The organism is Curtobacterium sp. RM9 (assembly GCF_054956955.1).
Window position 1 is genome coordinate 1,291,680 of record NZ_CM143271.1, and the last position, 25,696, is coordinate 1,317,375.

Consider the following 25,696-nt stretch of genomic DNA (forward strand, 5'->3'; position numbering starts at 1 on the left):
CGGAGGGGTGTGGTGCGGGGGCCTCGTTGCTCACGGGGGCGTCCTCTCCGAGGTGGGGCCCGCCCGGTCCGAGGAGGGACCGGGCGGGCGGTGGGGTCGTGACGGGTCCGGAGCGCCCCGGACCCGTCGGTGCGGGTCCGGCGGCGGTGCCCCGGAGCCGCGGTGGGACTACTGGATGCCGGCGGCGGTGCAGGCCGAGGCGTACTGCGACGTGCAGATCTGGTCGACCTTGTACAGGCCGTCCTTCACCACGGTGTCCTGCACGTTCTTCGTCGTGACCGCGACGGGCTCGAGCAGGCTCGACTGGACGGTGGCGCCGCCCGCGGTCTTCACGGTCGTCTCGCCCTTCGGGTCCTCGCCCTTGGCGAACTGGATCGCGAGGTCTGCGGCCTTGGACGCCTCGGGCTTGAACGCCTTGTAGACCGTCATGTACTGCTCACCCGCGAGGATGCGCTGGATGCCGGCGAGGCTGGCGTCCTGACCGGTGACCGGCGGCAGCGTCTTGGCACCCGCCGCCTTGAGCGCCGCGATGACACCGCCACCGGTGTCGTCGTTGGCCGCGTAGACGCCGGTGATCTTGTCCGTGCCGAGCTTGCTGATCTGCCCGGCGGCCCAGTCCTGTGCCTTGGCGGGGTCCCAACCGGGGGTGTCGTACTCGGCGAGCACCTTGTAGCCGCTGCTGTCGATGACCGAGTGCGCGCCCTTCTTGAACTGCGAGGCGTTGTTGTCGGTCGGGGAGCCGTTGACCATGATGATCCCCGAGCCGGAAGGCACGCCCTTCTGCTTGAGCGCGTCGACGAGTGCCTGGCCCTGGAGTTCGCCCACCTTCTCGTTGTCGAACGAGATGTAGTAGCTCAGGTCGGGGCTGTTGATGAGGCGGTCGTAGGAGATGACCGGCACCTTCTTGGCCTTGGCCTGCTGCACGATCGAGGCGGCTGCCTCGCCGTCGAACGGGTCGAGCACGAGGACCTTGACGCCCTGGGTGAGCATCGACTGGGCCTGCTGGAGCTGCTTCGACGCGTCGCCGTCGGCGTTCGCGTAGACGACCGAGCAGTCCGGGCACTGCTTCTTGACCTCGGCGGTGAAGAGCGGGCGGTCGGCGCTGGCGTAGCGGGCGGTGACGGAGTCGGGCAGGAGCAGGCCGATCTTGGCCTTCGAGGCGTCCCCGCCGCCTCCTCCGGATCCGTTGTTCGCGTCCGCTCCGTTGGAGCAGCCGGCGAGTGTGGTGATCGCGAGCAGCAGGGCGCCGACGCCCAGCATGGCGCGTGTGGTGGATTTCTTCATTGAAACGTCCTCCAACGGGTGGACCGCCCACGGTGGCGGTGTGCTGAGTGTGGCAGCGGAGGACCTTGGCTGCAAGACTTGAACACAAGCGGTGCGCGGCCGACGTCGGAATCGTTATCTACGTCGCGTTGTCCGACCAGCGTGCCGCGTCAGCGGCCCTGGGTCACGTCCACCGACTCGATCGCCAGCGCGAGTGCACCGGTGACGGCGGCCCGCTCCCCGAGCTGGCCCTGCACCACGTCCGGTGTGCCGTCCACGTCGACGATGAGTGATGACTCCAGGGCGTGCCGCATCGGCCCGAGCAGCAGTTCGCCCGCACGCGCGAACTCGCCGGTGACGACGACGCGCTCGGGGTCGAGCAGGTTGCACAGGCCGACCGCCGCGCTGCCGATCGTGCGTCCGGCGTCGGCGATCGCCCGGATGCAGGCGTCGTCGCCCGCCATCGCCCGGAGCACCAGGTCCGCGAGCTTCAGCGTGCCGACCTCGTCGCGGATGCCGGCCAGCACAGCGGGGCCGCCCGCGACCGCCTCGAGGCAACCGCGGTTCCCGCACCGGCACACGGGACCGTGCGGCGCGACCGGGGTGTGCCCGAACTCGCCGGCGACGCCGTGGTGCCCCCGGAACAGCCGGCCGTCGAGCACGAGCCCGGCGCCGATGCCGTTCCCGACGTCGAGCGTCACGACCGTGCTGCGCCCGCGGGCCGCGCCGCTGCGGTGTTCGGCGAGGGCCGCCAGGTTCGCCGAGTTGTCCACCTGCACGGGCTTGTCGAGTCGCCGCGAGAGCGAGGCCCCGAGCGGCACGCCGTCCCAGCCGCGCAGGATCCCGCCCCGGGCGGTCATGCCGGTCCGCCGGTCGATCGGTGCCGCCACGGCCAACCCGACGGCCAGCACCTCGGACATCGACGACTCGATCGACTCGACCATGTCCATCACGAGCAGCGCGGTCTTGTCGAGCTCGGCATCGGCGCGGTGGTCACGGGCCAGGGGCATGTGCCGCTCGGCGAGCACGGTCGCGTTCAGGTCGGAGAGCGCGACGCGGAGGTGCCGGGGCGAGACGTGCACGCCGGCGACCAGACCGAGGCCGTGCGGCAGCGTCACGCGCAGGGCCCGCCGGCCGCTGGACGTGCTCGGCGTGGCGTGCAGGGCGCCGGTGGCGACGAGTTCCTTGACGATGTTCGACACCGTCGCCGGGGACAGGCCGGTCACGCCGGCGAGCTCGACCTGGGTCAGTCCGCCGTGCCGCTTGACGGCGGCGACGACCCGGCCCCGGTTGGCTTCACGCAGTGAAGTCTGGTTCCCGGGACTGCGGCGCGGCTCTGACACGGGGACAGCGTAACCGGCGGCGCACGGACGGCCGCGGTGACCGCAGACGGACGGGAGGCGCGTGGCGGCAGTGCCGCGCGCCTCCCGTCGGGTGGGTGGTGCGGTCAGGAGGCGCGTGGCGGCGGTGCCGCGCGCCTCCCGCCCGGTGGGTGGTGCGTCAGATGCCGGCGGTGCTCCGGATCCAGCTCGCGCTCTGCGCGAGCACGGCGTAGTTCGAGCCGGCGTGCGTGTCGGCTCCCGGGTCGGCGGAGTCGCCGGTCGAGCAGACGGCGACGACCTTGCCGCCGACGACGAGCGCACCGCCGGAGTCGCCGTGGTTCGCGGCGCCGGAGACGCCCGTGACGTGCTGCGCGGTCCCGCCGTAGGCGTCGACCGAGCGGCCGGTGAGGTTCACCGTCGCCTGGTACAGGCCGGTGGTCGGGACGCTGTTCGCCCGGTTGCCGTACCCCATGATCGTGCCCGTGCCGCTCGTCCGCGTGCTGAACGCGAGGTCGACGGGCGCGTACGACGACAGCGTCTTCGGTGTGCGGAGGTGCACGAGTGCGATGTCGCCCTTCGGCGCGGAGTAGAGCGTGTCGACGGCGGTCGCCGTACCCCGGTTCGTGGTGCTGTTCGAGTGGTAGACGTTCATCGCGGTGGTGCCGTCGACGCAGTGCTCGGCGGTGAGCACCCACGAGGCGTTGAGCTGTTCGCCCGTGCACCCGTACGTGCCGGTGCCGCCCTGCTGGAAGAGGAGCTGCACCTCCCAGGGGGTGCTCGGTGCCTGCTCGCCGCCGATGACCTGGGGCGAGGCGACGGTGCCTGCCCGGACGGTGGTGGCGTGCGCGGCCGTGGCGCCGAAGGTGCCGGCGAGGACGGTGAGGGCTGCCGTCGCGACGAGGGCGACGGTCCTGCGGTTCGTTCGCTGCTGCATGGGTCGATGCTCCGCGTGCCTCGGACGGGGGACAAGTCGGCGTTGCGGAGGACAACATCGTCACCCGGGGGCCGGCGTCCCGGGTGGCTCGGGGCCGGGGGTCGGGGCCGGGGCCGGGCCGGGGTCGGCGCCGACGTGGTCGGGCTGCGGGCACGCGCCGCCCGCGGCCTCGGTGGCGTCGGGGGCGTCGGTGGTCCGCCGTAGCGTCAGGGCATGGAGACGGGGAAGCCACGGGGACGCGGACGGTACGGCGACGTCGGCCTGCCGATCGTGGCGGCGGCGCTGCCCACCGCGGCGTTCCAGGCGCCGAACCTCGTGGGCGTGCCGCTTGCCCGGGCCGCCGTGGTCGTCGCCGCCCTCGCGGTGTTCGTCGGCGTCGTCACGTGGCAGGTCCTCCGCGCCCGCCGGAGCAGCCGCGCCCGAGCCCGTGCCGAGGACACCGGCGCCGCCGCCCTCGCCGCGTACGAGGTGGCCGTGCAGTACGGCTTCGGGCAGATCGCGACCCGGCTGACCCGCTTCGCATCGCTCCGCGTCCCCGAGCGTCGCGCCGAGATGGGGGCGTTCGCCGACCGCGCCGCAGCCGCACTGGCGTACTACCTCCTGCCGCACGTGCCCGACGTCCGGGCGAACGTCTACCTGCTCGCACCCGGACTCGACGCCCTCGAGCCGATCGGCCACGGCGGAGCGGGCGACACCGCCGGGGTGTTCCGCTCCGGGACCCCGTACGGCGATCGCAACCTCGAATGGGTGCTGCAGGGCGGACCGCCCCGGGTCGTCGGTGATCGCGAGGCCGATGTCGACGCCGAGGACGACGAGCCCGACTTCGATCCCCGGTACCGCTCGTACGTCGCCGTGGTGGTCCGTGGCGAGGGGGAGTCCTACGGCATGCTCACGGTGGACTGCCCGAGTCCGGACGTGTTCACCGACCTCGACGTGCGGAACGTGGGCGTCGTCGCGCAGTACGTCGCCGTGGCGTGCGCACTGGCGTTCCCGGTCCGCCGCGAGCACGCCGTCGCCGGGGCGCCGGTCGGACCGGGCGACGGGGTCGACGACGGCGGGTGGTTCGCGTGACCGCCGTCGCGCCGGGGTCCGGCCCCGTCCGGTTCGGCCGGGCCCCCGTGCGTCGTGCGGGCTGGGGCGGCGAGACGACGGACGCCGACTACGAGGACCCGGCCGTCGTCGCCGCGAACCTGCAGCGCTCGTTCGAGGCCGCGCGGGTGCGGGTGACGGCGCGCGTCGCCGGGCGCTTCCGGGGTCGGTGACGCGCCGCTGGCTGGCGTCCGCGGGCCGCCGCCTCGGTCGCACCCTGCCGCCGACATCGCACCCCGCCACGGTGGGGTGCGACGTCCGGCACGGGGTGCGATCGCGCGGGTGCCGGCGTGCGCCGCCGCGCGCCTCCGGCGGCGGTGAGGCGCCGCTCCGCCCCGCGCCCGCCGCGCCCCGCGCTACTCCGACTGCACGTCGATGAGCACCTTGCCGACGGCGTCGCCCTCGACCGCGTCGTGCGCGGCCGCGGTCTCCTCGAGCCGGAAGCGCGTGAGCGGCAGCCCGGCCTCCTCGCCGACGGGCAGCACGCCGTCGCGCAGCGCGGCCGTGACGTCCTCGGCCGCCGCGGCGAGGGCCCGGTCGCCGATCGTGTACAGCAGCAGGAACTGGTAGCGGGCGTTCGTGCCCATGTTCGGGCGGATCGGGATCACCGCGTCGTCGCCGCCGTTGTTCGCGTAGATCGACACGACCCCGTGGTTCGCCAGCACGTCCGCGACGAGGCCGGCGTTCTGCGGGATCGAGACCTCGACGACGATGTCGACGCCGTCCGGGGCGATCTCACGGATGCGCGCGACGGCGTCCTCGGAGCGGTAGTTCACCGTGTGGTGTGCGCCGGCCGCGGTGGCGAGGGCGGCCTTCTCGTCGGAGCTGATCGTGCTGATCACCGTCGCTCCGGCCCAGCGGGCGAGCTGGATCGCGGCGTGTCCGACGGCGCCGGCGCCGCCTGCGACGAGGACCGTCCGACCGTCCAGCGCGCCCGGGGCCAGCCGCGCCGGGCCGTCCTCGTGCGTGGTGAGGGCGCGGTGCGCGGTCATCGCTGGGACGCCGAGCGAGGCGCCGACGTCGAAGCTCGTGTCCTCGGGCAGCGGGACGACGCGCGTCGCCGGCACGACGGTGTACTCCTGCGCGGTGCCGGTGGGGCGGCTCGCGGCGGCCATGAACAGCCACACCCGGTCGCCCTCGGTCAGGCCCTCGACGTCCTCGCCGACGGCGTCGACCACGCCGGCGCCGTCCTGGTTCGGGGAGATCTCCGGGAAGGGCAGGCCGTCGCCGTAGGTGCCGCCGGCGCGGGCCTTCCAGTCGGTGGGGTTCACGCCCGAGACGACGACACGGACCCGGACCTCGCCGGGACCGGGCTGCGGGAGGTCACGCTCGACGAGGTCGAGGACGTTGCTGGCACCGGGCTTCGTGTAGACGATCGATCGCATGGCACCAGGCAACCAAGGACCGGTCGACGGTGTTCCCGGCTGCGGGTCAGCGCGCGTCGTACGCCGCGCGTGAGACGGTGACGTCGTCCATGTGTGCGGTCGCCCAGTCCTCCAGCGGCTCGAGCACGGTGCGGAGCGACCGACCCCGTTCGGTGAGCTCGTACTCGACCCGCGGCGGGATCTCCGGGAAGACGGTCCGCGTCACGAGTCCGTCGCGCTCGAGCGCTCGGAGGGTCTGCGTGAGCATCTTCTGCGAGACGCCCTGCACGCGGGTGGCGATCGTCGAGTACCGCGCCGGACCGGTCGCGAGCACCCCGATCGTGAGGACGCTCCACCGGTCGCCGATCCGGTCGAGCAGCTGCCGCGAGGGGCAGTCGGCGGCGTAGGGGCTGTACTCGAGCGCTGACATCGTTCCTCCGTCACGCACCGTGAGGTGCCTACTTCCTGAAAGAGAGTAACGCGGGTACGGTCGAGGACGCCAGACCACGGCAGCACCACCACGGAAGGAACTCCATGACCAGCATCGTCGTCTTCGGTGGCACCGGCTACGCCGGATCCGCCATCACCCGCGAGGCCCTGTCCCGCGGCATCGCCGTCACCGCCGTCGCCCGCGACACCTCGAAGCTCGACGCAGCCGACGGCCTCACCCTCGCGCAGGGCGACGCCTTCGACGCGGACTTCGTGGCCGAGGTCACGAAGGGCACCGACGTCGTCGTCGTGGCGCTGCACGCGGTGCAGGCCGACGGCAGCGAGCTGAAGGACCGCTTCCAGCACTTCGTCGACGCCGCCGCTGCCGCCGGTGCGCGCCTCGGCATCGTCGGCGGTGCCGGCTCCCTGCTCGTCGCCGAGGGTGGTCCGGCGCTGTTCGACACTCCGGAGTTCCCGGACGCCTTCAAGGGCGAGGCCAAGAGCCACGCCCAGGTCCTCGAGGCACTCAAGGCCTCCAGCACCGACGTCGACTGGTTCTACGTGAGCCCCGCGGCGGCCTTCGGCAGCTACAACCCCGGCGAGCGGAAGGGCACCTACCGGGTGACCGACGACGTGCTCCTCACCGACGCCGAGGGCAACTCCGACATCTCCGGCGAGGACTTCGCGATCGCCTTCGTCGACGAGATCGCCTCGCCGGCGCACCACCGCGCGCGCTTCGGCGTCGCGTACTGACGCGACCATCCACGGCAGAACCAGGTTCCGGACACGACACCAGGGAGGAGCACGGTGCTGTGTCCGGAACCTGGTTCCGTGGAGCAGCGCCGCTAGCGGTGCCCGACGATCGCGGGCATCGGCACGTGGTGCCGCATCCGCACCGCGAGGTGCAGCCCGCCGCGCCGCGCGAGCACGAGCCCGACGACGGCCGCCGCGGCAGCGGGCACCCCACCGGCGACGACCATCCCGACGTGGGCGCCGAAGTGGTCCACGACCTGGCCCATCAGCGGGCCGCCGATCGCCTGGCCGCCGAGCAGCACGAGCACGTACAACGACATCACCCGGCCGCGGATCGCGACGTTCGATGACAGCTGCACGAGCGAGTTCGACGCCGTCATGAAGAGCAGCTGTGACATCCCCACGGCGACGAGCGCCACGGTGAACGGCGCGATGACCTGGATCGAGCCGGTCACCACGAGCAGCACGCCGGTCCAGAAGACCCCGCCGACGATGGTGCGGAGCCGGACCACGGCGCGCCGCGTCGACAGCAGCGCCCCGGTGAGCGCTCCGATCGCGACGGCTGAGTTGAACAGGCCGTACCCGCCCGCGCCGACGTCGTACACCTCGGACGCGAAGGCGGACAGCAGCACGGGCATGGTCAGCGCGAACACCGAGAAGAAGACCATGAGGACGACGGGCACGAGGATCGTCGGCTTCCGGACGGCGTAGCGCAGCCCCTCCACGAGCTGCCCCTTCGCGCGCGGAGCCGGCGGCGTCCGGTGCAGCTCGGACGCCTTCAGGAACCCGAGTGTCACGACGACCGCCACGCAGGCGACCGCGTTCACGCCGAAGGACCACCCGGCACCCACCGCGACGAGCAGGGCGCCGGAGAGCGCCGGGCCGATCATGCCGCCGAGCTGGAACACGCTCGAGTTCACGCTGATCGCGTTCCGCAGGTGCTCGTGGCCGACGATCTCGGTGACGAACACCTGACGTGCCGGGTTGTCGATCACCGTGACCATGCCGACGAGGAACGCGATCGCCCAGATGTGCCATGCCTCGACCACGCCGGTCAGGGTCAGCACCGCGAGCAGCAGGGACAGCACGGCGAACGCGCCCTGGGTGAGCATCATCAGCGCCCGCTTGGAGAACCGGTCGACGAGCACCCCGCCCCAGAGGCCGAACAGCAGCATCGGGGCGAACTGGCAGGCGACGGTGATGCCGACCTGCGCGACCGATCCGGTGAGCTGCAGGACGAGCCAGTCCTGCGCGATGCGCTGCATCCACCCGGCGGTCATCGCGACGAGGTTGGTGGCCGTGAAGAGCCGGAAGTTCGGGACGGAGAGGGCGATGAGCGTGTGCCGCCACGGCGGGCGCTGGGCTTGGATCGGGAGCGGTTCGGTGGGCGGGGGGAGGGTCGTCGATGACGCACTCACGGTCGTGGGGCTCCGGATCGTCGGGGGCGGATTCGGTACCCGTCTGAAACTACGTGGTGCCAGGTCATTCGACACCCCTATGGTGGCTATCACTCCATTGCGATGTCGAATGGCGCGGCCGGTCCGCGGACGGCAGCGCACGCGCAGCGGCCGCGCCGCAGAAGGGACACGCCGTGCTCGACCCGGTCCTGCTCCGCACGTTCCTCGCCGTCGCCGAGACCGGCAGCTTCACGCTCGCCGGACAGCGGTTGGGCATCAGCCAGCCGACGGTCTCCCAGCACGTGCGGCGCCTGGAGACCGCGGTGGCCCGCACCCTCGTCGCGCGCGACACCCGGGGCGTGGCGCTCACCGACAACGGCGACGCCATGGCCGGCTTCGCGCGGACGATCCTCGCGGCGCACGCCACGGCCGACGCCTACTTCTCCGGAGCGGCCACGCGGGGTCGCCTCCGGTTCGGTGCCGCCGACGACCTGGCGATCACGCAGCTCCCGCGGATCCTGCGGGACTTCCGCCGGCTGCACCCGCAGGTGAACCTCGAGCTGACGGTGAACCAGTCCGCGCCGCTGCTCCGCCGGGTGCACGCCGGCCAGCTCGACCTCGTGTTCATCAAGCAGACCGCCGGGGCGTCCGCCGAGGGCACCCGGGTGGCGACGGACCAGATGGTCTGGATGGCGCAGGACGGCATCGCCCTCGAGGCCGGTGAGCCGGTGCCGCTGATCGCCTACCAGGCGCCGAGCATCAGCCGCCAGATGGCGATCGACGCGCTCGAGGCCGCCGGTCGCACCTGGCGGATCACGTGCAACACCCGCGACGTGAACGGGGTCCTCGCGGCGGTCCGGGCGGGCATCGGCGTCGCCGTGTTCCCACACTCGCTCATCCCGGCGGACCTCGTGAAGGTCTCACAGCGGTTGTCGCTGCCGGACCTGCCCGCCGTCGACTACGTGCTCATCGCCAACCCCACGGTGCAGCGCGAGCCGATCGACGCGCTGACGAACGCGATCCTGTCGCGCGGGGTCGTGCGCGCCGTCTGAGCCGACCTCGAGGCGGTCGAAGCAGCGGGCAGGACCGCGAGCGACGGTGCCCGACGCGCGGCTACGGCGCGATCGTCGGCGTGGTACCGGTGCCGGTGAGGTCCGGCAGGGTGACGCCGGCGAGCGGCAGGAGTGCGGCGGCGACGGCCCAGAGCAGCACGAGCGTGCCGATCCCGCCGAGCACCGCACCGAGCAGCGCGACCGGGCGCTGCCAGGTCGCCGCACGGTTCCGGAGGGTCGCGACGGACAACACGAGCGCGAGCACCCCGAGGGCGATCCCGACGGCGTGCACCGTCCCGGGTGCGGTGAACCACCATGCGGCGAGACCGGTCGTCGCGAGGCCGGCGACGGCTCCGAGGGTCGCGGCCGGCGTGACGCCGAGCGCGGGACGGCGCGCGTCGCCCGCCGCCGTCTCGGTGTCGGTCGGTCCGTCCTGGAGGCGCGGTGCGGCCTCGTCGACGTCGTCCGGTCCGGTGGTCGCGGCGGTCGGCGCCGGGGGCGCTCCTGCAGCGGTCGGCGGCGTGATGATCGCGTCGAACGAGCGGGTCGGCGGGAGCTGTTCCGCCGCAGGCGCCGGGGTCGGCGCCAGCGGTGCCTGCTGTCGGGCGAAGCGGGCGGGCGTGCGGTAGCCGATCGGTCCGGAGGGCTCGGGTGTGGTGCCCTCGACGACGACGTGCTCGAGGCCGGGCACCGAGAACCGGGGCTGCCCGACGACCGGGCGCGCGGGCGTGGCCGGAGCGGGCGGGGCGAGGTCGACGGGGGACACCGGCGCGGGCGGCAGCACGGCGCTGTCGAGCGGGACGGTGTGCACGGCGGGGGAGGTCGGCGCGGGCGGGAGCAGCGACTCGTCCGGCGGGTAGTCCGGGACGACGACGTCCTCGCGGAGGAGTTCCTCGACCGGGGGCCCGCCGGTCGCCGGAGCAGCCGATGCGTCGGCGGTGGTCGGAGGGACCGGGGACCCGAGGGCGGTCGCGTCCAGCGGAGGCACGGCGGACGCCTGCTCGGCGACGGGCACGGTGGCCGCCGGCGCGGCGGCAGGGCCGCCTGCGGGGGCGCCGGGCACGGTGGGGCCGGTCACGGCGTCTGCGCCGACGGGCGCGGCGGCCGTCGAGGCGGCGGTCAGCGGCTGTCCGGGGGTCTCCACGGGCACGGGAGCCAGCGCGCCGACGACCGGCGCCGACGTGGCGGCGGCGGGGCGCGCCTCCAAGGCGACCGGGGTCGCGTCCTCGGGAGGGGCCGTCACCCAGGCGGGGACCGCTCGACGCGGCCGGTCCTGGTCCGGCATGCGGTGCGCTGCCACTGTGCTCCCTCGGTAGGCTGATCCACCTTCAGTTGTAGTGGCGACCGCGGTCCCTGTCGTCGCCCCAGTTCCGGGGTCGTCGGTACGGTCGGGGGCATGACCGTGATCGAACACCGTCCACTGGGTCCCTCGGGACTCGTCGTCTCCACCGTCGGCATCGGCTGCAACAACTTCGGCCGACCCGGCACCGCGTCCGAGTCGCAGGATGGGACGGACGCCGTGGTCCGTGCCGCCCTCGACGCGGGCGTCACCCTCTTCGACACGGCGGACGTCTACGGCGGTCGACCGGGCCTGAGCGAGGAGATGCTCGGGAAGGCGCTCGGGCGCCGACGCGACGAGGTCGTCCTCGCCACCAAGTTCGGCCTCGACATGCAGGGTGTGAACGGGCCGGACTGGGGCGTCCGCGGCTCCCGTCGGTACGTGCGGCTGGCCGTCGAGTCGTCGCTGCGGCGGCTCGGGACGGACTGGATCGACCTCTACCAGCTGCACGCGCCGGACACGACGACGCCGATCGAGGAGACGCTGTCCGTGCTGGACGACCTCGTGCGCGAGGGCAAGATCCGGTACGTCGGGCACTCGAACTTCGCCGGGTGGCAGATCGCCGAGGCCGAGCTGACGGCCTCGATCGCCGGCACCACCGCGTTCGTGTCCGCGCAGAACGAGTACAGCCCGCTCGCCCGGGCCGTCGAGGACGAGGTGCTGCCCGCCGTCCGCGCCTATGCGATCGGCTTCCTGCCGTACTTCCCGCTGTACAACGGGCTGCTCACCGGCAAGTACACGCGCTCGGGTGGGCCGGCCGACGGTCGCCTGACGACGGCCAAGCCGCACCTGCTGCAGGACGCGCCGTGGGCGGTGCTCGAGGAGTACCAGCGGTTCTGTGACGAACGGCACGTCACGATGCTGCAGGCCACCTTCGCGTGGCTCCTCGCCCAGCCCGGGCTGTCGAGCGTCATCGCCGGAGCGACGAAGCCCGAGCAGGTGGTGCAGAACGTCGACGCCGGGGCGGCGTGGACCCCGTCCGAGGACGACCTCGCCGAGATGACGATCATCTTCGACGGTGCCTGACCCCGGACGGGGCGCGGGTCACATGTCGCGGTAGCGCACCGCGTCGGCGAGCTTCTGGCGGAGCTCGTCGGCGGTGAAGCGGGCGACGTACCCGGGGGTGTCACGCTGGATGCGCCAGCCCTCGGCGAGGGGACCGGCGTCGACCACGTCGAAGCCGAACTGGTCGATGAGGTCCGACACGGTGCGCTTGGCGTCCGCGTCGTCACCGGCGACCACCAGGGCGCGACGGTCCGGCGTGCCGGCGGGGGAGGCGTGGCCGGTCAGGTCGGCGGCACCGATGTGGTTGAACGCCTTCACGACGTGTGCCCCGGGCAGGTGGTCCTGCAGCAGTTCCGCGGTGGTGGTCGTCTCGTCGTCGAGCGCCGCGATGTGGCCGTCGCGCTGCGGGTAGTAGTTGTTCGTGTCGATCACGACCTTGCCCACGAGGGGCTCGACCGGGATCGTCTCGATCGCCGCGAGCGGGGTCGTCACGACGACGACCTCCCCGGCGGACGCCGCCTCGTCACGGGTCGCCGCGCGCGCCGCGCCCTGCCGGATGCCGTCCAGCTCCGACACGAGGTCCGCGAGGGTCTCCGGACCGCGGGAGTTCGCGATCACCACCTCGTGGCCGTGCTGCACGGCGAGGCGTGCCAGCTGGGATCCGATGTTGCCTGCTCCGATGATGCCGATGGTCGTCATGCTCCCGTCCAACGCGCGGGGCGGGCGCGCATTCCCCGAGCGCTACCCGTGCCCGGCACCCTCGCGGACGGCAGGGGCCGCGTTCCGCGCACTCCTCGGGCGGGCGCGTTCCGTGCGGTGGCGCCGGGGTGCATGATGGCGGCATGGACCACGAGTTCCGCAACGAGGCAGACCGGGACCGCTACGCGATGTACGTCGGCGGCCAGCTCGTGAGCGTCCTCGACTACCGCGAGAACGACGACGCCATCGCCTTCCCGCACACGTACACGGTGCCGGCGCACCGTGGCCACGGGTACGCTGCCCAACTCGTCGACCACGCGGTCGCCGACGTCGAGGCGACCACCACGAAGCGCATCGTCCCGATGTGCTGGTTCGTCGGCAAGTGGTTCGACGAACACCCCGAGAAGGCCGACCTCCTCAGCCGCGGTGTCGCGGAGTAGGGAAAGACCATGCCGTCCATCACCCCGTTCCTCTGGTACGACTCCGAGGCCGAGCAGGCCGTCGAGCGGTACGTGTCGCTGTTCCCGGACAGCCGGGTCGACAGCGTCGCGCGGACACCCGACGGCGCCGCGCTCGTGGTCGAGTTCACGCTGCTCGGTCGTCCGTACCGGGCGATGAACGGCGGGCCGGGGCACCCGCACTCCGACGCCGTCTCCTTCCAGGTCGACGTCGACACGCAGGAGGAGCTCGACCGGGTCTGGGACGCGCTGCTCGAGGGCGGGACCCCGAGCCGGTGCGGCTGGCTCGCCGACCGGTGGGGCGTCACGTGGCAGGTCACGCCGTCGATGATGGGCGAGCTCATGGCCGGCTCGGGCGACCCGGCGGCGAACGCCCGCGTCTACGAGGCCATGATGCAGATGGTCAAGCTCGACATCCCGACGCTGCAGGCCGCAGCGGCGGGTCGGTAGCGACGGGCTCCGACCGTGGGCCGGGCGCGGCGGGTCGCTGAGCCGAGGCGGACCGGACCCGCCGGTATGGTGGCGGGACCGCAGCCGTCGGTGCCGTGCCGACACGACAGGTGGGAGTCAGCGCGATGAACGACCGGGAGTCCGGCGTCCGCAACAGCGACATCGGACGTGCGTACACCGAACTCGCCCGCATCACGCGCCGGGCGAGCATCCGGGCACGGGGATCCGAGTCGTTCCTCAGCGTCGTCGACCAGTCCCTCGTCGACTTCGTCGTGCAGCACCCCGGCTGCATGGCGATCGACATCGCCCGCTACCTCCGGCTGAACCGCTCCACGATCTCGCGCCAGCTCTCCGGCCTCATCGCCGCGGGGCTCGTCCGCACGGTCGACGGCGGCTCGGGCAACGCGAAGCCGCTCGAGGCCACCGCCGAGGGGTGCGCCGCGCTCGACCGGTCCGTCAAGCTGCACCGCGACGCCCTCGAGGAACGGCTCGCCGACTGGTCCGACGACGACGTCGCCCTGCTCGCCGGCCTGCTCGAACGCCTCGGCGCGGCGGACGAGGCCGGGTTGCCGATGCCCGGACGCCCGGCGTCGTGACCACCTCGTTCGTCCTCCTCTCCGACACCCACCTGCCGAAGCGTGCGAAGGACCTGCCCGCACCGCTGTGGGACGACATCGACGCCGCCGACCTGGTCGTGCACGCCGGCGACTGGGTCGACCTCGCGACGGTGGAGGCCGTGCAGGCCCGCGCGCGCCGGTTCGAGGGCGTCCGCGGGAACAACGACGGGCCGGAGTTCGACGACCGGCTGCCCCTCGAGGCCCGCTTCGCCGTCGACGACCTCCGCTTCGGCCTGGTGCACGAGACCGGCGCCGCGGCCGGACGGGAGCGCCGCATGGACGCCGCGTGGCCGGACGTCGACGTCCTCGTGTTCGGGCACTCGCACATCCCGTGGGACACCGTCGCACCGTCCGGCCTGCGGCTGCTCAACCCGGGCTCGCCGACCGACCGCCGCCGGCAGCCCGACTTCACGTGGATGCGCGGGACGGTCGGCGGCAGCGAGCTGACGGTCGAGCTCGTCCGGCTGCCACCGAGCCGCTAGTCGTCAGCGCGTCGTCGGCTGGCGCCGGCCCGCTCGCCGCCAGCGCGCTCGACCGGCATCCGGAAGAAGGCCTCCTCCCACGCCACCGACCGGCGGAACGCCCGCGTCATCCGTCCCCGTTCCCCGGGATCGGCGGCGGCCGCGGCCTCCTCGACGTACGCCGTCGCGGTGGCGCTCGCCGCCGCGAACCCGGGGTCGCCGTACGCGCCGAGCCAGTCCGCGAACGGATGCCCGACCGGCGCGACCCCGAGCTGCGTACCGACCCACGCGTAGACCCGGAAGCACGGCAGCACCGCGGCCGCGAGGACCGCCGTCGAACCCGTGGCAGCGGCGGCGTCGAGGTGCGCGAGGTACCCGGCGCACACCGGGTGCACGGGGTCCTCGGCGTGCGTACCGGCGAGGCGTCGGTGGTGCAGGTCGCGTGCCTCCCGTTCGCACCCGACCGCGGCCTCAGCCCAGAACGCCGCTTCGGCGCCGGACGTCCGCTCGGCGAGCGAGGCGAGGTGCCCCTGGTACGCCCGCAGGTAGTGCACGTCCTGCGCGAGGTACCCGGCGAACGCGTCGGGGTCGAGCGTGCCGTCGCGCAGGCCGACGAGGAAGTCGCCGGCGATCGTCGCCGCCAGGACCGGCCGTGCGTCCGCCCACCACCGGTCCGTCCAGGACGGCGTCGGCAGGGCTGCCCGGGTCTCGGCACCGTGGTCGACCGGGCCGGTCCCGCTGCCGACCGCGAGGGCGTCCGCTCCCCGGAGCGCCGTCGTCAACCAGGCCTTCGCGGTGCCGACGGCGAGCTCCCAGTCGCCGTCCCGCGCCATCCGGGTCGCGATCGCGCTCGACAGGGAGCACCCGGTGCCGTGCGTGTTCGTCGTCGCGACGCGGGGTGCCGTGAAGGTCCGGACGGCACCGTCGGCGTCCACCAGCACGTCGTCCGAGGTCGGTCCGTCGTCGTGCCCGCCCTTCGCGAGCACGAGCACGTCCCACCGCCGGGCGACCGCGCGGGCGGCGGCGACCGGGTCGGCGCCGACGGGTGCACCGGCGAGCTCCGCCAGTGCGGCGAGCTCCGGCCGGTTCGGCGTCACCAGGTCGGCCAGGGCGAGCAGGTCCGCCATCGCCCCGGCGGCGTCCTCGTCGAGCAGCCGGTCGCCGCTCGAGGCCACCATCACGGGGTCGACGACGACGACCGGCGGCCGGTGCGCGCGCAGCCAGTCCGTCACCGTCCGCGCGACCGCTGCGGTGCCGAGCATCCCGGTCTTCACCGCGTCCACCTCGACGTCGTCGGACACCGCGTCGAGCTGCTCCCGCAGGAACGACGGGTCCGGCACGTGCACCGATCGGACGCCGCGGGTGTTCTGCGCGACGAGCGCGGTGACGACCCCCATGCCGTAGCCGTCGTGTGCCGCGATCGCCTTGAGGTCGGCCTGCAGTCCTGCCCCGCCGGTCGGGTCGGTCCCGGCGACGGACAGCACGCGGGGCACGCGCGCTCCGCCCGCGCTCACGCCCGGTCCTCCGCGTCGGACGGCGCGGTCTGGAGGCGCGGCTCGCCACCTCCGGGCACCGTCCGGCCCGGCGCGGCACCGGTCCACGCCGCCACGTAGGCCGCCGCCGCAGCGCCCGGATCCGGGGCGGCGCAGATCCCGGACACCACCGCGACGCCGGCTGCGCCGCGGACGCGGAGCGCCGGGACGTCGTCCAGCGTCACCCCGCCGATCGCCACGCACGGCAGGGCGGTCGCGCCTGCGATCCGGGCGAAGCCGTCGTGCCCGAGCGCCGGTGGGTGGTCGGGCTTCGTCGTGGTCGGGTGCACGACCCCGACGCCGAGCAGGTCCACGGACCCGGAGGGCAGACGATCGAGCGCGTCGAGGTGCGCGGCGGTGTTCGCGGTGAGGCCGACGTGCGCATCCGCCCCGAGGAGCGCCCGCGCCGCGGTGACCGGCACGTCCGCCTGCCCGAGGTGCACCCCCGCGACGCGGTGTCCGGCGAGCCGGGCGGCGAGGGCCACGTCGAGCCGGTCGTCGACCACCACCGTCGCCCGGTCGCCGACCGCGTCCGCGACCGCCGACACGAGCGCGAGGAGGTCCCGGGCGGAGGCGTCCTTGTCGCGCACCTGCACCGTCCGGACCCCCGCGTGCACCGCGGCGCGGACGACCCCGAGCACGCCGTGCCCGTACCGGTCGCACAGGGCGCCGTCGGTGACGAGGTAGACCCCGACCTCGTGCGCGCCGGTCACGCTGCGGCCTCCTGCTCGACGCTGATCCGGGCGTGCCGCACGACGTCCTCGGGGGAGAGCGCGGCCAGCCGGTCGAGGAACAGCGGCTGGAACGTGCCCGGGCCGCCGGCCTCCTCCGCCGCGAGCTCGGCGGCGATGGTGTGCACCGCGGTCGCCGCGACCGCCGCCGCGCCGGCGTCCGGGGTGACCGCGGCGAATGCCGCGACGACCGCGCCGAGTGCACACCCGCCGCCCGTGATCCGGGTGAGCAGCTCGGTGCCGTTCGCGACCCGGACCGTCCCGGTGTCCGGCGCGACCAGCAGGTCGACCGGACCCGACACGGCCACCGCGGCCACGCGCCTCCCGGCCGCCGCGACCGCCGCCGCACGCGCGTCGTCGGGACCGGCCGTGCTGTCCACCCCGCGACCGCCCGCCGCGTCGCCCAGCACGGCGAGGACCTCGGACGCGTTGCCGCGCAGGACCGTCGGACCGAGCGCGAGCAGCTCGCGGGCGAGCGCCGTGCGGACCGGCAGCGAGCCGACCGCGACCGGGTCGAGGACCCACGGCGTCCCGGCGTCGACCGCGGCGGACGCGGCCTCGACCGCGGCGGCCCGTGGCTCGGCGTGCGGGGTGCCGGTGTTCACGAGCAGCGCGTCCGCGACGCGGGCGAACGGCCCCGCCTCGGTGACGACGTCGACCATCGCGGCCGAGGCGCCGATCGCGAGCAGGACGTTCGCCGTGACGTTCTGCACCACGGTGTTCGTGATGCAGTGCACCAGGGGACTCCTGGCGCGCACGGCCTCCAGCAGGTCGGCGGTGCGGTGGGCCCAGGCAGGGGAGGGCGCAGCAGTGTGCATGGACGATCCCTTCGCGAGTACGAACTCGAGCAGGTTCGACGGGTGTGATCTCAGCCGCCGGATGCGGCACCCCGTGTCTCGGGACAGACCGTACACGGGCCGCGTGTGCCAGGGTTGACGGGTGCCCGATGCAACGCCTCCCGGCCCGCCGCCCGGTCCCCGCGACCCCGGAGACGCGTGGGCCGTCGGCCCGGACGGCACGAAGGCGTGGGGGCTCTTCGGCGCGGCCGGCCTGCTCGTCGACGACGGCGACGGCCGGGTGCTCCTGCAGCACCGCGTCGAGTGGAGCCACCACGGCGGCACCTGGGGCATCCCCGGCGGGGCACGCCACCAGGGCGAGGACGCCGTCACCGGGGCGCTCCGCGAGTCCGCCGAGGAAGCCGGCGTCCCCGAGGACGGCATCGACCTACGACACACGGCCGTGCTCGACCTCGGCTTCTGGACCTACACGACCGTGGTGGGGCGCGCCTCCCGGCCGTTCGAACCGGTGATCGCCGACCGGGAGAGCCTCGAGCTGTCCTGGGTCCCGGTGGCCGACGTCGACGACCTGCCGCTGCACCCGGGGTTCGGGGCGGCCTGGCCGGCGCTCCGGGCCGGCATCGCGACCACCCCGCACGTCGTGGTGGACGCGGCCAACGTGGTCGGCAGCGTGCCCGACGGCTGGTGGAAGGACCGTGCCGGCGCGGCCGAGCGGCTGCTCGTGTCGGTCGGGGCGCTCGCCGCGGCAGGGGTGTCGGCGGCCGAGCTGGACCTGCCCTTCGCGCGGTGGTGGCCGCGGTGGACCGTCGTGCTCGAGGGCGCGGCGAAGGACGCTGCGGACCGGGCCGGGATCGACGTCGTCCGGGCCGGGGGCTCCGGCGACGACGCGATCGTGACGGCGGCGCGTGCAGCGGTCGAGCGGGGGGACGCGCCGGTGCTCGTCGTCACCGCGGACCGGGAACTCCGGGCGCGGGTGGAGGCCGTGGGTGCCGGCGTCCGCGGACCGGGGTGGTTCCGCGACCTGACGGCATCAGTCGACTGAGCCGAGACGCGTGCCGCGTGCCGCGTGCCGCGTGACGCGTGCCGCGTGCCGCGTGCCGCGTGCCGCGTGCCGCGTGCCGCGTGCCGCGCCCGCGTGCCGCGCCCCGCGCGCGGGGTGACCGCGCTCCCTACTCCGGGACGTGTCGCCGTGAGCCCGCGAGCAGCGCCACCCACGACACCACCCCGAGGCCCACGACCACGCCGAGCACGACCGTGACCGGCACCCCCGACGCCCCGACCACGGCCGCGATGACCGCCGGCACGAGGAACCCGGCGTAGGCCACGGCGTAGAACGCCCCGGTCAGCCCGGCGAGGTCACGCGGGCCCGCGATCCGCTGCACCTCGAGCAGCGACGACACGAGCGCGGTCCCCATGCCGACGCCGATGACCGCGTTCGCCGCGAGCCCGACCCACACCGACTGCAGCTGCACGGCGACGCCGACGACCGCGATCCCCACCGTCATCACGGCCACCGCGACGACGAGCCCGCGCGCCGACGACACCGAGTGCAGGCGCTTGGCGACCGGCTGCACGGCGCTCGACACCCCGAGGGCGACGACCGTGGCCGCGGTCGCGAAGACGAGCCCCCAGGTGCCGGTCGCCCCGGCGAGGCGCGTCGGCAGGTACCCGTACCCGATCGCCGCCGAGCCGAAGATCCACGGGGCGGCGACGAGCACGACCCGGGTGAACCGGCGGTGGCCGGCGCTGGGGATGCGCAGCTGCCGCCACCACGGTCCCGGCAGGCCGCCCGAGCGGCTCGTCTCCGGCGTGCGCCAGACGACGACGGCGAAGGGCAGCGCCACGGCGACGTGCACGAGGAAGGGCAGCACCTCGGGGATCGGGCCCCACTGCGCGATGAGCCCGGCGACGAGCGCCCCGGAGCCGGAGCCGAGCGTGAACGCGAGCGAGGCGCGCCGGGCCCCGGCTCCGACGTCGGCCCGCGGGTCGTGACGGCCCTGCGACAGCTCCTTCACCCAGCTGTTGCCCACCGCCATCGCGATGCCCACGGTGCAGCCCGAGAAGAGACGACCGGCCATCAGGAACCCGACGCCGAGCGGACCGAGGGCGAGCAGGGTGCTGCCCACGACCGCGGTGCCGATCCCGACGAGCACGAGCGGTCGGCGGCCGTGCCGGTCGGAGAGCGACCCGGCGACGAGCAGCGCCGGGGCGAGCCCGAGCACGTAGACGCCGAGGAGCACGTTCACGACGAGCGACGAGTAGTGGGCCCGCTCCTCGTACATGAGGAGCAGCGGCGAGAACTGGTTCCCGCCCCACGAGCAGACGAAGACGGCACCCCACACCGCGACCCACGGCATGACCCGGGTGTGCGGAACGGCGACGGAGCCGGTGGTGGGGATGCTCCCCGTCGTGGCGCTCACAGCGCGCCCCGGTGCGATGCGACGTGGGCGCGCAGCACCTCGGCGTACCGGGCGGCGTCCCCGGCGTCGAGCGCGGCGGCGAGGGCACGGTGGTCGTCGAGCGACGCTCCCAGCTGCGCGGGCTGCAGGCGCATCAGGTGGTGCCGCAGCCGCTGCTGCCGGTCGCGCAGGGTGCCGGCGAACATGACCGCGATCGCGTTGCGCGACGCGGCGATGACGGCGCCGTGGAACGCGGCGTCCGCCTCGACGAAGCGGTCGACGTCGCCGGCCGCGACGGCCGCCTCCTGCTCCGCCAGGACGGTCTGGAGGCGCAGGGCCACGTCCGGCACGCGGCCGTCGGTCACGACGCGGGTCGCCGCGGTCGACTCGATCGCCTCCCGCATCTCGAGCACGTCGGCGGCCTCGCTCGGGGACATCGGTCGGACGACGGCGCCCTTCCGGGACTCGAGGCTGAGCAGTCCCTCGGCGGCCAGGCGCAGGAACGCCTCGTGCACCGGGGTCCGCGAGACGCCGATCTCACCGGTGAGCGCGTTCTCGCTGATCGCCGTCCCGCCCGGGAGGTCGCCGCGGATGATCGCCCGCTTGACGTGCTCGTAGGCCCGGTCGGACGCTGCCTCGGTGCGCTGCTCGATCGTCACCCGCCCCAGTGTACGTCCTTGCATGCAACGATGCATCCGGTCATGTGACGCGATGTTCACACGGCAACCGGACGACACCCCCGCAGCGGTGGATACGCTGGCCCACACGTCAACGGAGACGTGCCGACAGGAGGTTCCGCATGGAACGGATCACCAGGGCCGACGACCGCGTCCACCGCCCGGCCGGACCGTGGACACCCACGGTGCACCGGCTGCTCGCGCACCTGCACGAGCAGGGGTTCGTGGGCGCGCCGGAACCGATCGAGCACGGTGACGTCCTCGAGACCGTGTCCTTCGTGCCCGGCGTCGCGGGGGAGTACCCGTGGCCCGCCGACGTCGCGAGCGAAGCCGCCCTCGTCACGAGCGCCCGGCTGCTCCGGCACTACCACGACGCCGCCGCGACCTACCCGCGCGACCCCGGACTCGACCGCTGGTCCCGGGCAGAGCGCTCGCCCGCCGAGACGATCGTGCACGGCGACTTCGCCCCGTACAACTGCGTCTACGACGGCATCGCCGCCGTCGGGCTCATCGACTTCGACACCGCGCACCCCGGGCCGCGGGTGTGGGACGTCGCGAGCGCGGTGTACCGCTTCGCCCCGTTCACCACCGGGATCGTCGAAGGGGCCACCGCGCCCTCGCTCGACGAACGCCTCGACCGCGCCGCCGAGTTCTGCCGCGCCTACGACCTCGACACCCGGTCCCGCGAGGTCCTCGTCGAGACGATGATCGCCTCGCTCGTCGCCCTCGTCACCACGATCGAGACCGAGGCCGCAGCCGGCGACCCGAAGTTCGTCAGCGACCTCGAGCACGGGCACGCCGACCTGTACCGCGCGGACGTGACCTACCTCGAGCAGCACGCCGGGGACATCGCGGCCGCGGTCGCCTGACACGCGGGGCACCGTGCCGACCTCGCCCGTGCAGCTCCGCGCCCTGCGGCTCGCCGCACAGGGTGTCGGAGCACGCGGGCAGGACCCGGTGGCGGCCGTCACCCGCATGACGGCGGTGCAGGGACAGGACCTCGGGCAGGTGCTGTGGGCGATCGGCGTCCGCTCGCCCGGGTCGAACCGTGAAGACGTCCGCGCCGCCTTCGACCGCGGCGACCTCGTCCGGTCGTGGCCGATGCGGGGCACGCTGCACGCCCTCGCCCCGGACGACCTCCGGCTCCTGCTCTCCCTGACCGCCGAGCGGACGGTCCGGGCGCTCGCCCGCCGCGAGGCAGAGCTCGGCATCGACGGCGCGCTCCTCGGACGGGCCCGCGACGTGCTCGTCACCGCGCTGACCTCGGGACCCGCACTCCCGCGCGACGAGGTGTTCGCCGTGTGGCGCGCCGCCGACATCGACCCGACCGGTGGCCGCGGCTACCACCTGCTGCTCCGGCTCGCCCAGGAGGCGCTCATCGCGTGGGGACCGACGGCCCGCGTCGGGCAGGGGGTCGTCCTCCTCGACGCGTGGTCGCCACCGCGCGAGCCCGTGCCGGACCGCGACGAGGCGCTCCGCCGGGTCCTGCGCGCGTACCTCCGCGGCAGGGGACCGGCGACCGTCGCGGACGCCGCCGCGTGGACCAAGCTGCCGCTCGGGGACCTCCGCCGAGCCGTGTCGGCCCTCGGCGACGAGGTCGAGGACCTCGGCGACGGACTCCTCGCGCTCGCCGACCGCCCCGACCCCGGCGGCCTGCCCACCGGGCACCTGCTCCCCGGGTTCGACGAGTACCTGCTTGGGTACGCGGACCGCTCCGCGCAGCTCGACCCCGTGCACGCCGACCGGGTCGTGCCGGGCGGCAACGGCATGTTCCTCCCGATGGCCGTCGTCCGCGGCCGGGTCGTCGGGACCTGGAGCCGCGCGGAACGCTCCCGGGGCACCACGGTCACGGTGACGCCGTTCGCCCCGCTCGACGCCGCCGCGGCGCGCGCACTCGACGCCGCCGCCGACCGGCTCGGCCGCTTCCTCGGCGCGCCCGTGACCTGCACCGTCTCCTGACCTGCTCGCCCCGCGCCTCCAGGCAGCGTCCAGCCCGCGCGCGGCGGACTCCGACGCTCCCTCCGGTACTGTCGCAGGGCCATGACCGACAGCCCGGCCGACGCCACCCCGTACGAGGTCCTCGGCGTCCCCGCGACCGCCGACGACGACGAACTCCGCCGTGCCTACCGCCGGGCCGCCCGCGAGTCCCACCCCGACCTCGGCGGCGATGCCCGCCACTTCCGCCGGGTGCAGATCGCGTGGGAGCGCATCGGCACCCCCGCAGCGCGCCGCGCCTACGACGCCGGATCGCACGCAGGCGCCGATGCGGGTCCGTCCGGCTCCGCGACCTGGCGGCCCGGGTCGGAACGCGACGCCTACGCGCCGCCGGCAGCGCGCCGCGACTCCCGACCGCGGGCCCGGTCCCACGGCCACCCCGGCGGTCGGTCGCGCGAGGTCTTCCTGCAGGCCGAGCGCGAGTGGGTCGGCCTCGGCGACCCGATCGAGGACCCGTACGACCCGACGCTCGTCCGCTCCGCCCCGCGGCACGTCCGCCGACTGCTCGGCGAGGCGCTGGCGGAGGAGGCGACCGCTGCGATCGTCGCCGAGATGGGCATCGGCGTGACGGTGTGGCACGACCTCGACGCCGGGGCCGAGGGCAAGCTCGACCACGCGGTGCTCACCCCGACGGGCCTCTGGGCGGTCGAGTCGATCGACTGGGGCGGCCCGGTCCGCATCGAGCACGGCGAGGTCGTCGGCGACACGCTGGCGCCGGGGGAGCGCCCGGTCAAGGAGCTCGTCCGCGCGGCCCGTGCCGTGCAGAAGCAGACGCGGGTGCGCTTCACCGGACGGCTCCTCGTCGTGCCGGACGGCGCCGTCGACGACGACGTGCAGGTCGTCGGGTCGGACCGGAAGCCCACGGCCTTCGTCGTCCGACGCGGTGCGCTCCGCCAGGTCCTCGCGGGCGTGTGGTCACCGGAGGGCCGGGTGGACGTCTTCGACATCCGCGACCGGCTGCAGCAGACCGTCCGGTTCGTCTGACGACCGAACGCGCGCCCTGCGCCGGGCCGCCCAGTCGGCGGCTCAGTAGCCGCGGAGCTTCTCGAGGTCGCGGCGCTCCCGCTTGCTCGGGCGTCCGGCGCCCCGTTCGCGCATCGGCACGAAGCCGGCTTCCTCCTTCGGGAGCCGTGGCGGGGTCTTGTCCGCGTAGTGCTTCGCGGCCTCGGGAGCGCTCGTGCGCTTCAGGATGATGCCGGTGACGACCACGATCCGGTCGAACCCGGCCTGCCGGACCCGGACCTCGTCGCCCGGCCCGATCGGCTGCGCGGGCTTGGCGCGTTCGCCGTTCACCCGGACGTGGCCGGCCTTGCACGCGGCGGTCGCGGCCGAGCGGGTCTTCGTGATCCGAACCGCCCAGATCCAGCTGTCGACGCGCGCCTTCTCCATGCCTCCACCCTACGTGCGGTCCTAACCTGGCACGGTGACGGACGCCGGTGGACAGGACCAGGTCGCCCGGGCCCGCGCCCTCGCGGTGGTCCGCGGTGCTGCCGTGGGGGACCGGCTCGTGGTCCGCGCGCACCACGGGTCCGGGGCGCGGGACGCGCTCGGGGTGCTGCTCGGACGGACCGCCGAGTCGGTGACCATCGAGACCCGGCGAGGGGTCGTCGAGGTACGGCTCGCCGACGTCGTCGCCGCGCGTCCGGTCCCGCCGCCGCCCGAGCCGCGCCGCCGGGGCTGACCGCACCGACTCCGGCGAGCCGTGCCCGGCGCGACGCCCGCCCCGCCGTAGCCTGACGACCATGGCCGTCCCCGTCCCGCTCGGCACCGAGGACCGCACCGCCCGCCTCACCCTCCGCCGCCCCGACTCGTGGCGTCGCGAGGAGTCGGCCCAGGCGGACCTGCGCGTCTCCGGTGACGACGTCGTGCTCACCGTCCGCTCCCGTCCGAGCGAGCGGACCATCGCGGAGGAACACACCAGCCTCCTCGAACGGCTGCCCGGTTCGGTCGACGGGCTCCGGCTCATCGGCTGCGACCCCTGGACCGCCGCGGGCGCACCGGCACGGCTCGTCGAGTACGTCCGACCGGACGAGGACGGCGACGTCGCGGGCGCGCACCTGGTGTTCGTCACCGGCCGACACCGCGTCGACCTCACCGTCGAGCGACCGCTCGCGCGGATGCTCGCCACCGACGACGTGGTCTCCGCCGTCCTCGAGTCCGTCCGGGCCACCGAGCCGGCACCGGTCCGTCCGCAGCGCGACCTCGAGGCGCTGCCCGCACCCGCACCTGCACCTGAGGTCGACGGCCCCCGCCTGAGCGCCGGCGCGCTCGGCACCCTCCGCAGCCTCGCGGGGCGGCGTTGGAACCCGACGCTCCTCCGCTCCGAGGCCGGCCGCGAGCTCATCGAGTCCGGCCTCGTCGGCCGACTCGGCACCCTGCCGGAGGCGACCCAGGAGCTCATCGCACCGTGGGGCGGCGACGCCCGGCCGGTCACCCTGGAACAGCGGCTGCCCGACGGACGCACCACGCGCCTCCAGACCTGGTCGGACACCGTCGTCGACGGGACCGACGAGACGGGGTCCGTGGTCACCCGGCTGTCCGCCGAGCAGGTGGTCGCGCTGGCGGCCGGGAGGCTCGGCATCGGTCCGGCATGGACCTTCCCGTTCCGGACGGGGTCGCTCCGCGCCGACCTGCTGGGTCGCCGTACCGGCACAGCCGACGAGGCACCGGACCTGCCCGCGGCACTCGCCGAGGCGGACCCGCGGCTCGCCCGGTTCTGGGCGGCGCCGTGGACGGTGTCCTCACTGCAGCGGCCCGACCGGCCGACGCCGGTCGTCGTCGTGCACGCCGAGGGGATCGGCTTCGCACGGGTCGGACGGACGGAGGCCGGGGAGACGGCCTTCCGGTCCGACTCCCCGGCCAACGTGTACCGGTCGCTCGTGCGCGCGCTGCTGGGCTGACCCGGAGCGCCCGCAACGGGCTGGCTGTCCAGC

General features: G+C 74.5%; 29 protein-coding genes and 1 riboswitch. Of the genes, 15 read left to right on the forward strand and 14 right to left on the reverse strand.

Annotation, left to right across the window (positions count from 1 at the left end; genetic code table 11):
- Window positions 1-168: 168 nt before the first annotated feature.
- The 3 genes from ACY3FI_RS06080 to ACY3FI_RS06090 form a co-directional block, all read right to left on the reverse strand.
- Window positions 169-1,284, reverse strand: a complete 1,116-nt coding sequence (locus ACY3FI_RS06080) for a sugar ABC transporter substrate-binding protein (RefSeq protein ID WP_462549883.1) — start codon at window positions 1,282-1,284, stop codon at window positions 169-171.
- 149 nt (window positions 1,285-1,433) lie between these two features.
- On the reverse strand, window positions 1,434-2,606 hold the full coding sequence (locus ACY3FI_RS06085) for an ROK family transcriptional regulator (protein ID WP_462549884.1): 1,173 nt from the start codon (window positions 2,604-2,606) through the stop codon (window positions 1,434-1,436).
- A 157-nt stretch (window positions 2,607-2,763) separates the two neighbouring features.
- Complete coding sequence (locus ACY3FI_RS06090) at window positions 2,764-3,519, reverse strand: trypsin-like serine protease (protein ID WP_462549886.1); 756 nt, start codon at window positions 3,517-3,519, stop codon at window positions 2,764-2,766.
- 213 nt (window positions 3,520-3,732) lie between these two features.
- Here ACY3FI_RS06090 and ACY3FI_RS06095 point away from each other — a divergent pair, with 213 nt between their 5' ends.
- Both ACY3FI_RS06095 and ACY3FI_RS06100 read left to right on the forward strand, forming a co-directional pair.
- Complete coding sequence (locus ACY3FI_RS06095; protein ID WP_462549887.1) at window positions 3,733-4,590, forward strand: GAF domain-containing protein; 858 nt, start codon at window positions 3,733-3,735, stop codon at window positions 4,588-4,590.
- The gene (locus ACY3FI_RS06100; RefSeq protein ID WP_462549888.1) at window positions 4,587-4,781 is read left to right on the forward strand and encodes a hypothetical protein; all 195 of its coding nucleotides are present in this window, start codon (window positions 4,587-4,589) and stop codon (window positions 4,779-4,781) included. Before ACY3FI_RS06095 ends, ACY3FI_RS06100 begins: the two co-directional genes overlap by 4 nt.
- Before the next feature lie 183 nt (window positions 4,782-4,964).
- On the opposite strand, the gene ACY3FI_RS06105 is transcribed toward ACY3FI_RS06100, so the two are convergent.
- Both ACY3FI_RS06105 and ACY3FI_RS06110 read right to left on the reverse strand, forming a co-directional pair.
- Window positions 4,965-5,993, reverse strand: coding sequence for an NADPH:quinone reductase (locus tag ACY3FI_RS06105; RefSeq protein ID WP_462549889.1), 1,029 nt, complete (start codon window positions 5,991-5,993; stop codon window positions 4,965-4,967).
- Between the two features lie 46 nt (window positions 5,994-6,039).
- The gene (locus ACY3FI_RS06110) at window positions 6,040-6,402 is read right to left on the reverse strand and encodes a winged helix-turn-helix transcriptional regulator (protein ID WP_462549891.1); all 363 of its coding nucleotides are present in this window, start codon (window positions 6,400-6,402) and stop codon (window positions 6,040-6,042) included.
- A 104-nt stretch (window positions 6,403-6,506) separates the two neighbouring features.
- On the opposite strand from ACY3FI_RS06110, the gene ACY3FI_RS06115 reads away from it, so the two are divergent.
- Window positions 6,507-7,154, forward strand: coding sequence for an NAD(P)-dependent oxidoreductase (locus ACY3FI_RS06115; protein ID WP_462549892.1), 648 nt, complete (start codon window positions 6,507-6,509; stop codon window positions 7,152-7,154).
- Between the two features lie 92 nt (window positions 7,155-7,246).
- Here ACY3FI_RS06115 and ACY3FI_RS06120 read toward each other — a convergent pair whose 3' ends face one another.
- On the reverse strand, window positions 7,247-8,572 hold the full coding sequence (locus ACY3FI_RS06120) for an MFS transporter (protein WP_462549893.1): 1,326 nt from the start codon (window positions 8,570-8,572) through the stop codon (window positions 7,247-7,249).
- A 173-nt stretch (window positions 8,573-8,745) separates the two neighbouring features.
- On the opposite strand from ACY3FI_RS06120, the gene ACY3FI_RS06125 reads away from it, so the two are divergent.
- Complete coding sequence (locus tag ACY3FI_RS06125; protein ID WP_462549894.1) at window positions 8,746-9,603, forward strand: LysR substrate-binding domain-containing protein; 858 nt, start codon at window positions 8,746-8,748, stop codon at window positions 9,601-9,603.
- A gap of 61 nt (window positions 9,604-9,664) precedes the next feature.
- Here the strand turns inward: ACY3FI_RS06125 and ACY3FI_RS06130 are convergent, their stop codons facing one another.
- Window positions 9,665-10,903 (reverse strand): hypothetical protein, encoded by a 1,239-nt coding sequence (locus tag ACY3FI_RS06130; protein ID WP_462549895.1) that lies wholly within the window; start codon window positions 10,901-10,903, stop codon window positions 9,665-9,667.
- Between the two features lie 96 nt (window positions 10,904-10,999).
- On the opposite strand from ACY3FI_RS06130, the gene ACY3FI_RS06135 reads away from it, so the two are divergent.
- On the forward strand, window positions 11,000-11,968 hold the full coding sequence (locus ACY3FI_RS06135) for an aldo/keto reductase (RefSeq protein WP_462549896.1): 969 nt from the start codon (window positions 11,000-11,002) through the stop codon (window positions 11,966-11,968).
- An 18-nt stretch (window positions 11,969-11,986) separates the two neighbouring features.
- Here ACY3FI_RS06135 and ACY3FI_RS06140 read toward each other — a convergent pair whose 3' ends face one another.
- The gene (locus ACY3FI_RS06140) at window positions 11,987-12,646 is read right to left on the reverse strand and encodes an NADPH-dependent F420 reductase (protein WP_462549897.1); all 660 of its coding nucleotides are present in this window, start codon (window positions 12,644-12,646) and stop codon (window positions 11,987-11,989) included.
- Window positions 12,647-12,789: 143 nt separating this feature from the next.
- On the opposite strand from ACY3FI_RS06140, the gene ACY3FI_RS06145 reads away from it, so the two are divergent.
- The 4 genes from ACY3FI_RS06145 (at window position 12,790) to ACY3FI_RS06160 (ending at window position 14,653) form a co-directional block, all read left to right on the forward strand.
- A complete protein-coding gene (locus ACY3FI_RS06145) occupies window positions 12,790-13,086 on the forward strand; it encodes a GNAT family N-acetyltransferase (RefSeq protein ID WP_462549898.1) in 297 nt (98 codons plus the stop codon).
- A 9-nt stretch (window positions 13,087-13,095) separates the two neighbouring features.
- Entirely contained in the window at window positions 13,096-13,554 is a 459-nt protein-coding gene (locus tag ACY3FI_RS06150) for a VOC family protein (protein WP_462549899.1), read from the forward strand.
- Window positions 13,555-13,679: 125 nt separating this feature from the next.
- Window positions 13,680-14,150 (forward strand): MarR family winged helix-turn-helix transcriptional regulator, encoded by a 471-nt coding sequence (locus ACY3FI_RS06155; protein WP_462549900.1) that lies wholly within the window; start codon window positions 13,680-13,682, stop codon window positions 14,148-14,150.
- The gene (locus tag ACY3FI_RS06160; protein WP_462549902.1) at window positions 14,147-14,653 is read left to right on the forward strand and encodes a metallophosphoesterase family protein; all 507 of its coding nucleotides are present in this window, start codon (window positions 14,147-14,149) and stop codon (window positions 14,651-14,653) included. Before ACY3FI_RS06155 ends, ACY3FI_RS06160 begins: the two co-directional genes overlap by 4 nt.
- On the opposite strand, the gene thiD is transcribed toward ACY3FI_RS06160, so the two are convergent.
- From thiD to thiM, 3 genes are all read right to left on the reverse strand, one after another.
- A complete protein-coding gene (gene thiD, locus ACY3FI_RS06165) occupies window positions 14,650-16,146 on the reverse strand; it encodes a bifunctional hydroxymethylpyrimidine kinase/phosphomethylpyrimidine kinase (RefSeq protein WP_462549903.1) in 1,497 nt (498 codons plus the stop codon). The genes ACY3FI_RS06160 and thiD overlap by 4 nt on opposite strands.
- Window positions 16,143-16,877: a thiamine phosphate synthase gene (gene thiE, locus ACY3FI_RS06170; RefSeq protein WP_462549904.1), complete on the reverse strand. Its 735-nt coding sequence runs from the start codon at window positions 16,875-16,877 to the stop codon at window positions 16,143-16,145. The genes thiD and thiE overlap by 4 nt, the downstream gene beginning before the upstream one ends.
- Entirely contained in the window at window positions 16,874-17,713 is an 840-nt protein-coding gene (gene thiM, locus ACY3FI_RS06175) for a hydroxyethylthiazole kinase (RefSeq protein ID WP_462549906.1), read from the reverse strand. The genes thiE and thiM overlap by 4 nt, the downstream gene beginning before the upstream one ends.
- A riboswitch (TPP riboswitch) is annotated at window positions 17,702-17,797 on the reverse strand. (Overlaps the previous gene by 12 nt.)
- Window positions 17,798-17,834: 37 nt before the next feature.
- Here thiM and ACY3FI_RS06180 point away from each other — a divergent pair.
- Window positions 17,835-18,734 carry an NUDIX domain-containing protein gene (locus tag ACY3FI_RS06180; RefSeq protein WP_462549907.1) on the forward strand — a complete coding sequence of 300 codons (900 nt, stop codon included), beginning with the start codon at window positions 17,835-17,837 and terminating at the stop codon, window positions 18,732-18,734.
- A gap of 127 nt (window positions 18,735-18,861) precedes the next feature.
- Here the strand turns inward: ACY3FI_RS06180 and ACY3FI_RS06185 are convergent, their stop codons facing one another.
- Window positions 18,862-20,112 carry an MFS transporter gene (locus tag ACY3FI_RS06185; protein ID WP_462549908.1) on the reverse strand — a complete coding sequence of 417 codons (1,251 nt, stop codon included), beginning with the start codon at window positions 20,110-20,112 and terminating at the stop codon, window positions 18,862-18,864.
- A complete protein-coding gene (locus tag ACY3FI_RS06190) occupies window positions 20,109-20,750 on the reverse strand; it encodes a GntR family transcriptional regulator (RefSeq protein ID WP_462549909.1) in 642 nt (213 codons plus the stop codon). Before ACY3FI_RS06190 ends, ACY3FI_RS06185 begins: the two co-directional genes overlap by 4 nt.
- 140 nt (window positions 20,751-20,890) lie before the next feature.
- Between ACY3FI_RS06190 and ACY3FI_RS06195 the strand changes: the two genes are divergently transcribed.
- The 3 genes from ACY3FI_RS06195 to ACY3FI_RS06205 all read left to right on the forward strand — a co-directional run bounded on the left by ACY3FI_RS06195 (window position 20,891) and on the right by ACY3FI_RS06205 (window position 23,747).
- A complete protein-coding gene (locus ACY3FI_RS06195; RefSeq protein ID WP_462549910.1) occupies window positions 20,891-21,637 on the forward strand; it encodes a phosphotransferase enzyme family protein in 747 nt (248 codons plus the stop codon).
- Between the two features lie 13 nt (window positions 21,638-21,650).
- Window positions 21,651-22,727, forward strand: a complete 1,077-nt coding sequence (locus ACY3FI_RS06200; protein WP_462549911.1) for a winged helix DNA-binding domain-containing protein — start codon at window positions 21,651-21,653, stop codon at window positions 22,725-22,727.
- 81 nt (window positions 22,728-22,808) lie between these two features.
- Window positions 22,809-23,747, forward strand: a complete 939-nt coding sequence (locus tag ACY3FI_RS06205; RefSeq protein ID WP_462549912.1) for a J domain-containing protein — start codon at window positions 22,809-22,811, stop codon at window positions 23,745-23,747.
- Between the two features lie 42 nt (window positions 23,748-23,789).
- Here ACY3FI_RS06205 and ACY3FI_RS06210 read toward each other — a convergent pair whose 3' ends face one another.
- Window positions 23,790-24,152: an RNA-binding S4 domain-containing protein gene (locus tag ACY3FI_RS06210; protein WP_462549913.1), complete on the reverse strand. Its 363-nt coding sequence runs from the start codon at window positions 24,150-24,152 to the stop codon at window positions 23,790-23,792.
- Between the two features lie 34 nt (window positions 24,153-24,186).
- Here ACY3FI_RS06210 and ACY3FI_RS06215 point away from each other — a divergent pair, with 34 nt between their 5' ends.
- Both ACY3FI_RS06215 and ACY3FI_RS06220 read left to right on the forward strand, forming a co-directional pair.
- A complete protein-coding gene (locus ACY3FI_RS06215; RefSeq protein WP_462549914.1) occupies window positions 24,187-24,444 on the forward strand; it encodes a putative acetyltransferase in 258 nt (85 codons plus the stop codon).
- Between the two features lie 61 nt (window positions 24,445-24,505).
- Entirely contained in the window at window positions 24,506-25,663 is a 1,158-nt protein-coding gene (locus tag ACY3FI_RS06220) for a hypothetical protein (protein WP_462549915.1), read from the forward strand.
- Window positions 25,664-25,696 lie beyond the last annotated feature (33 nt).

What these genes read in the sequence shown, in the direction of transcription:
- ACY3FI_RS06080 (WP_462549883.1), bottom strand. Translation starts at nt 1,284, where the DNA reads ATGAAGAAATCCACCACACGCGCCATGCTGGGCGTCGGCGCCCTGCTG.
- ACY3FI_RS06090 (WP_462549886.1), bottom strand. Translation starts at nt 3,519, where the DNA reads ATGCAGCAGCGAACGAACCGCAGGACCGTCGCCCTCGTCGCGACGGCA.
- ACY3FI_RS06095 (WP_462549887.1), top strand. Translation starts at nt 3,733, where the DNA reads ATGGAGACGGGGAAGCCACGGGGACGCGGACGGTACGGCGACGTCGGC.
- ACY3FI_RS06105 (WP_462549889.1), bottom strand. Translation starts at nt 5,993, where the DNA reads ATGCGATCGATCGTCTACACGAAGCCCGGTGCCAGCAACGTCCTCGAC.
- ACY3FI_RS06110 (WP_462549891.1), bottom strand. Translation starts at nt 6,402, where the DNA reads ATGTCAGCGCTCGAGTACAGCCCCTACGCCGCCGACTGCCCCTCGCGG.
- ACY3FI_RS06115 (WP_462549892.1), top strand. Translation starts at nt 6,507, where the DNA reads ATGACCAGCATCGTCGTCTTCGGTGGCACCGGCTACGCCGGATCCGCC.
- ACY3FI_RS06135 (WP_462549896.1), top strand. Translation starts at nt 11,000, where the DNA reads ATGACCGTGATCGAACACCGTCCACTGGGTCCCTCGGGACTCGTCGTC.
- ACY3FI_RS06140 (WP_462549897.1), bottom strand. Translation starts at nt 12,646, where the DNA reads ATGACGACCATCGGCATCATCGGAGCAGGCAACATCGGATCCCAGCTG.
- ACY3FI_RS06145 (WP_462549898.1), top strand. Translation starts at nt 12,790, where the DNA reads ATGGACCACGAGTTCCGCAACGAGGCAGACCGGGACCGCTACGCGATG.
- ACY3FI_RS06150 (WP_462549899.1), top strand. Translation starts at nt 13,096, where the DNA reads ATGCCGTCCATCACCCCGTTCCTCTGGTACGACTCCGAGGCCGAGCAG.
- ACY3FI_RS06155 (WP_462549900.1), top strand. Translation starts at nt 13,680, where the DNA reads ATGAACGACCGGGAGTCCGGCGTCCGCAACAGCGACATCGGACGTGCG.
- thiM (WP_462549906.1), bottom strand. Translation starts at nt 17,713, where the DNA reads ATGCACACTGCTGCGCCCTCCCCTGCCTGGGCCCACCGCACCGCCGAC.
- ACY3FI_RS06195 (WP_462549910.1), top strand. Translation starts at nt 20,891, where the DNA reads ATGGAACGGATCACCAGGGCCGACGACCGCGTCCACCGCCCGGCCGGA.
- ACY3FI_RS06205 (WP_462549912.1), top strand. Translation starts at nt 22,809, where the DNA reads ATGACCGACAGCCCGGCCGACGCCACCCCGTACGAGGTCCTCGGCGTC.
- ACY3FI_RS06210 (WP_462549913.1), bottom strand. Translation starts at nt 24,152, where the DNA reads ATGGAGAAGGCGCGCGTCGACAGCTGGATCTGGGCGGTTCGGATCACG.
- ACY3FI_RS06220 (WP_462549915.1), top strand. Translation starts at nt 24,506, where the DNA reads ATGGCCGTCCCCGTCCCGCTCGGCACCGAGGACCGCACCGCCCGCCTC.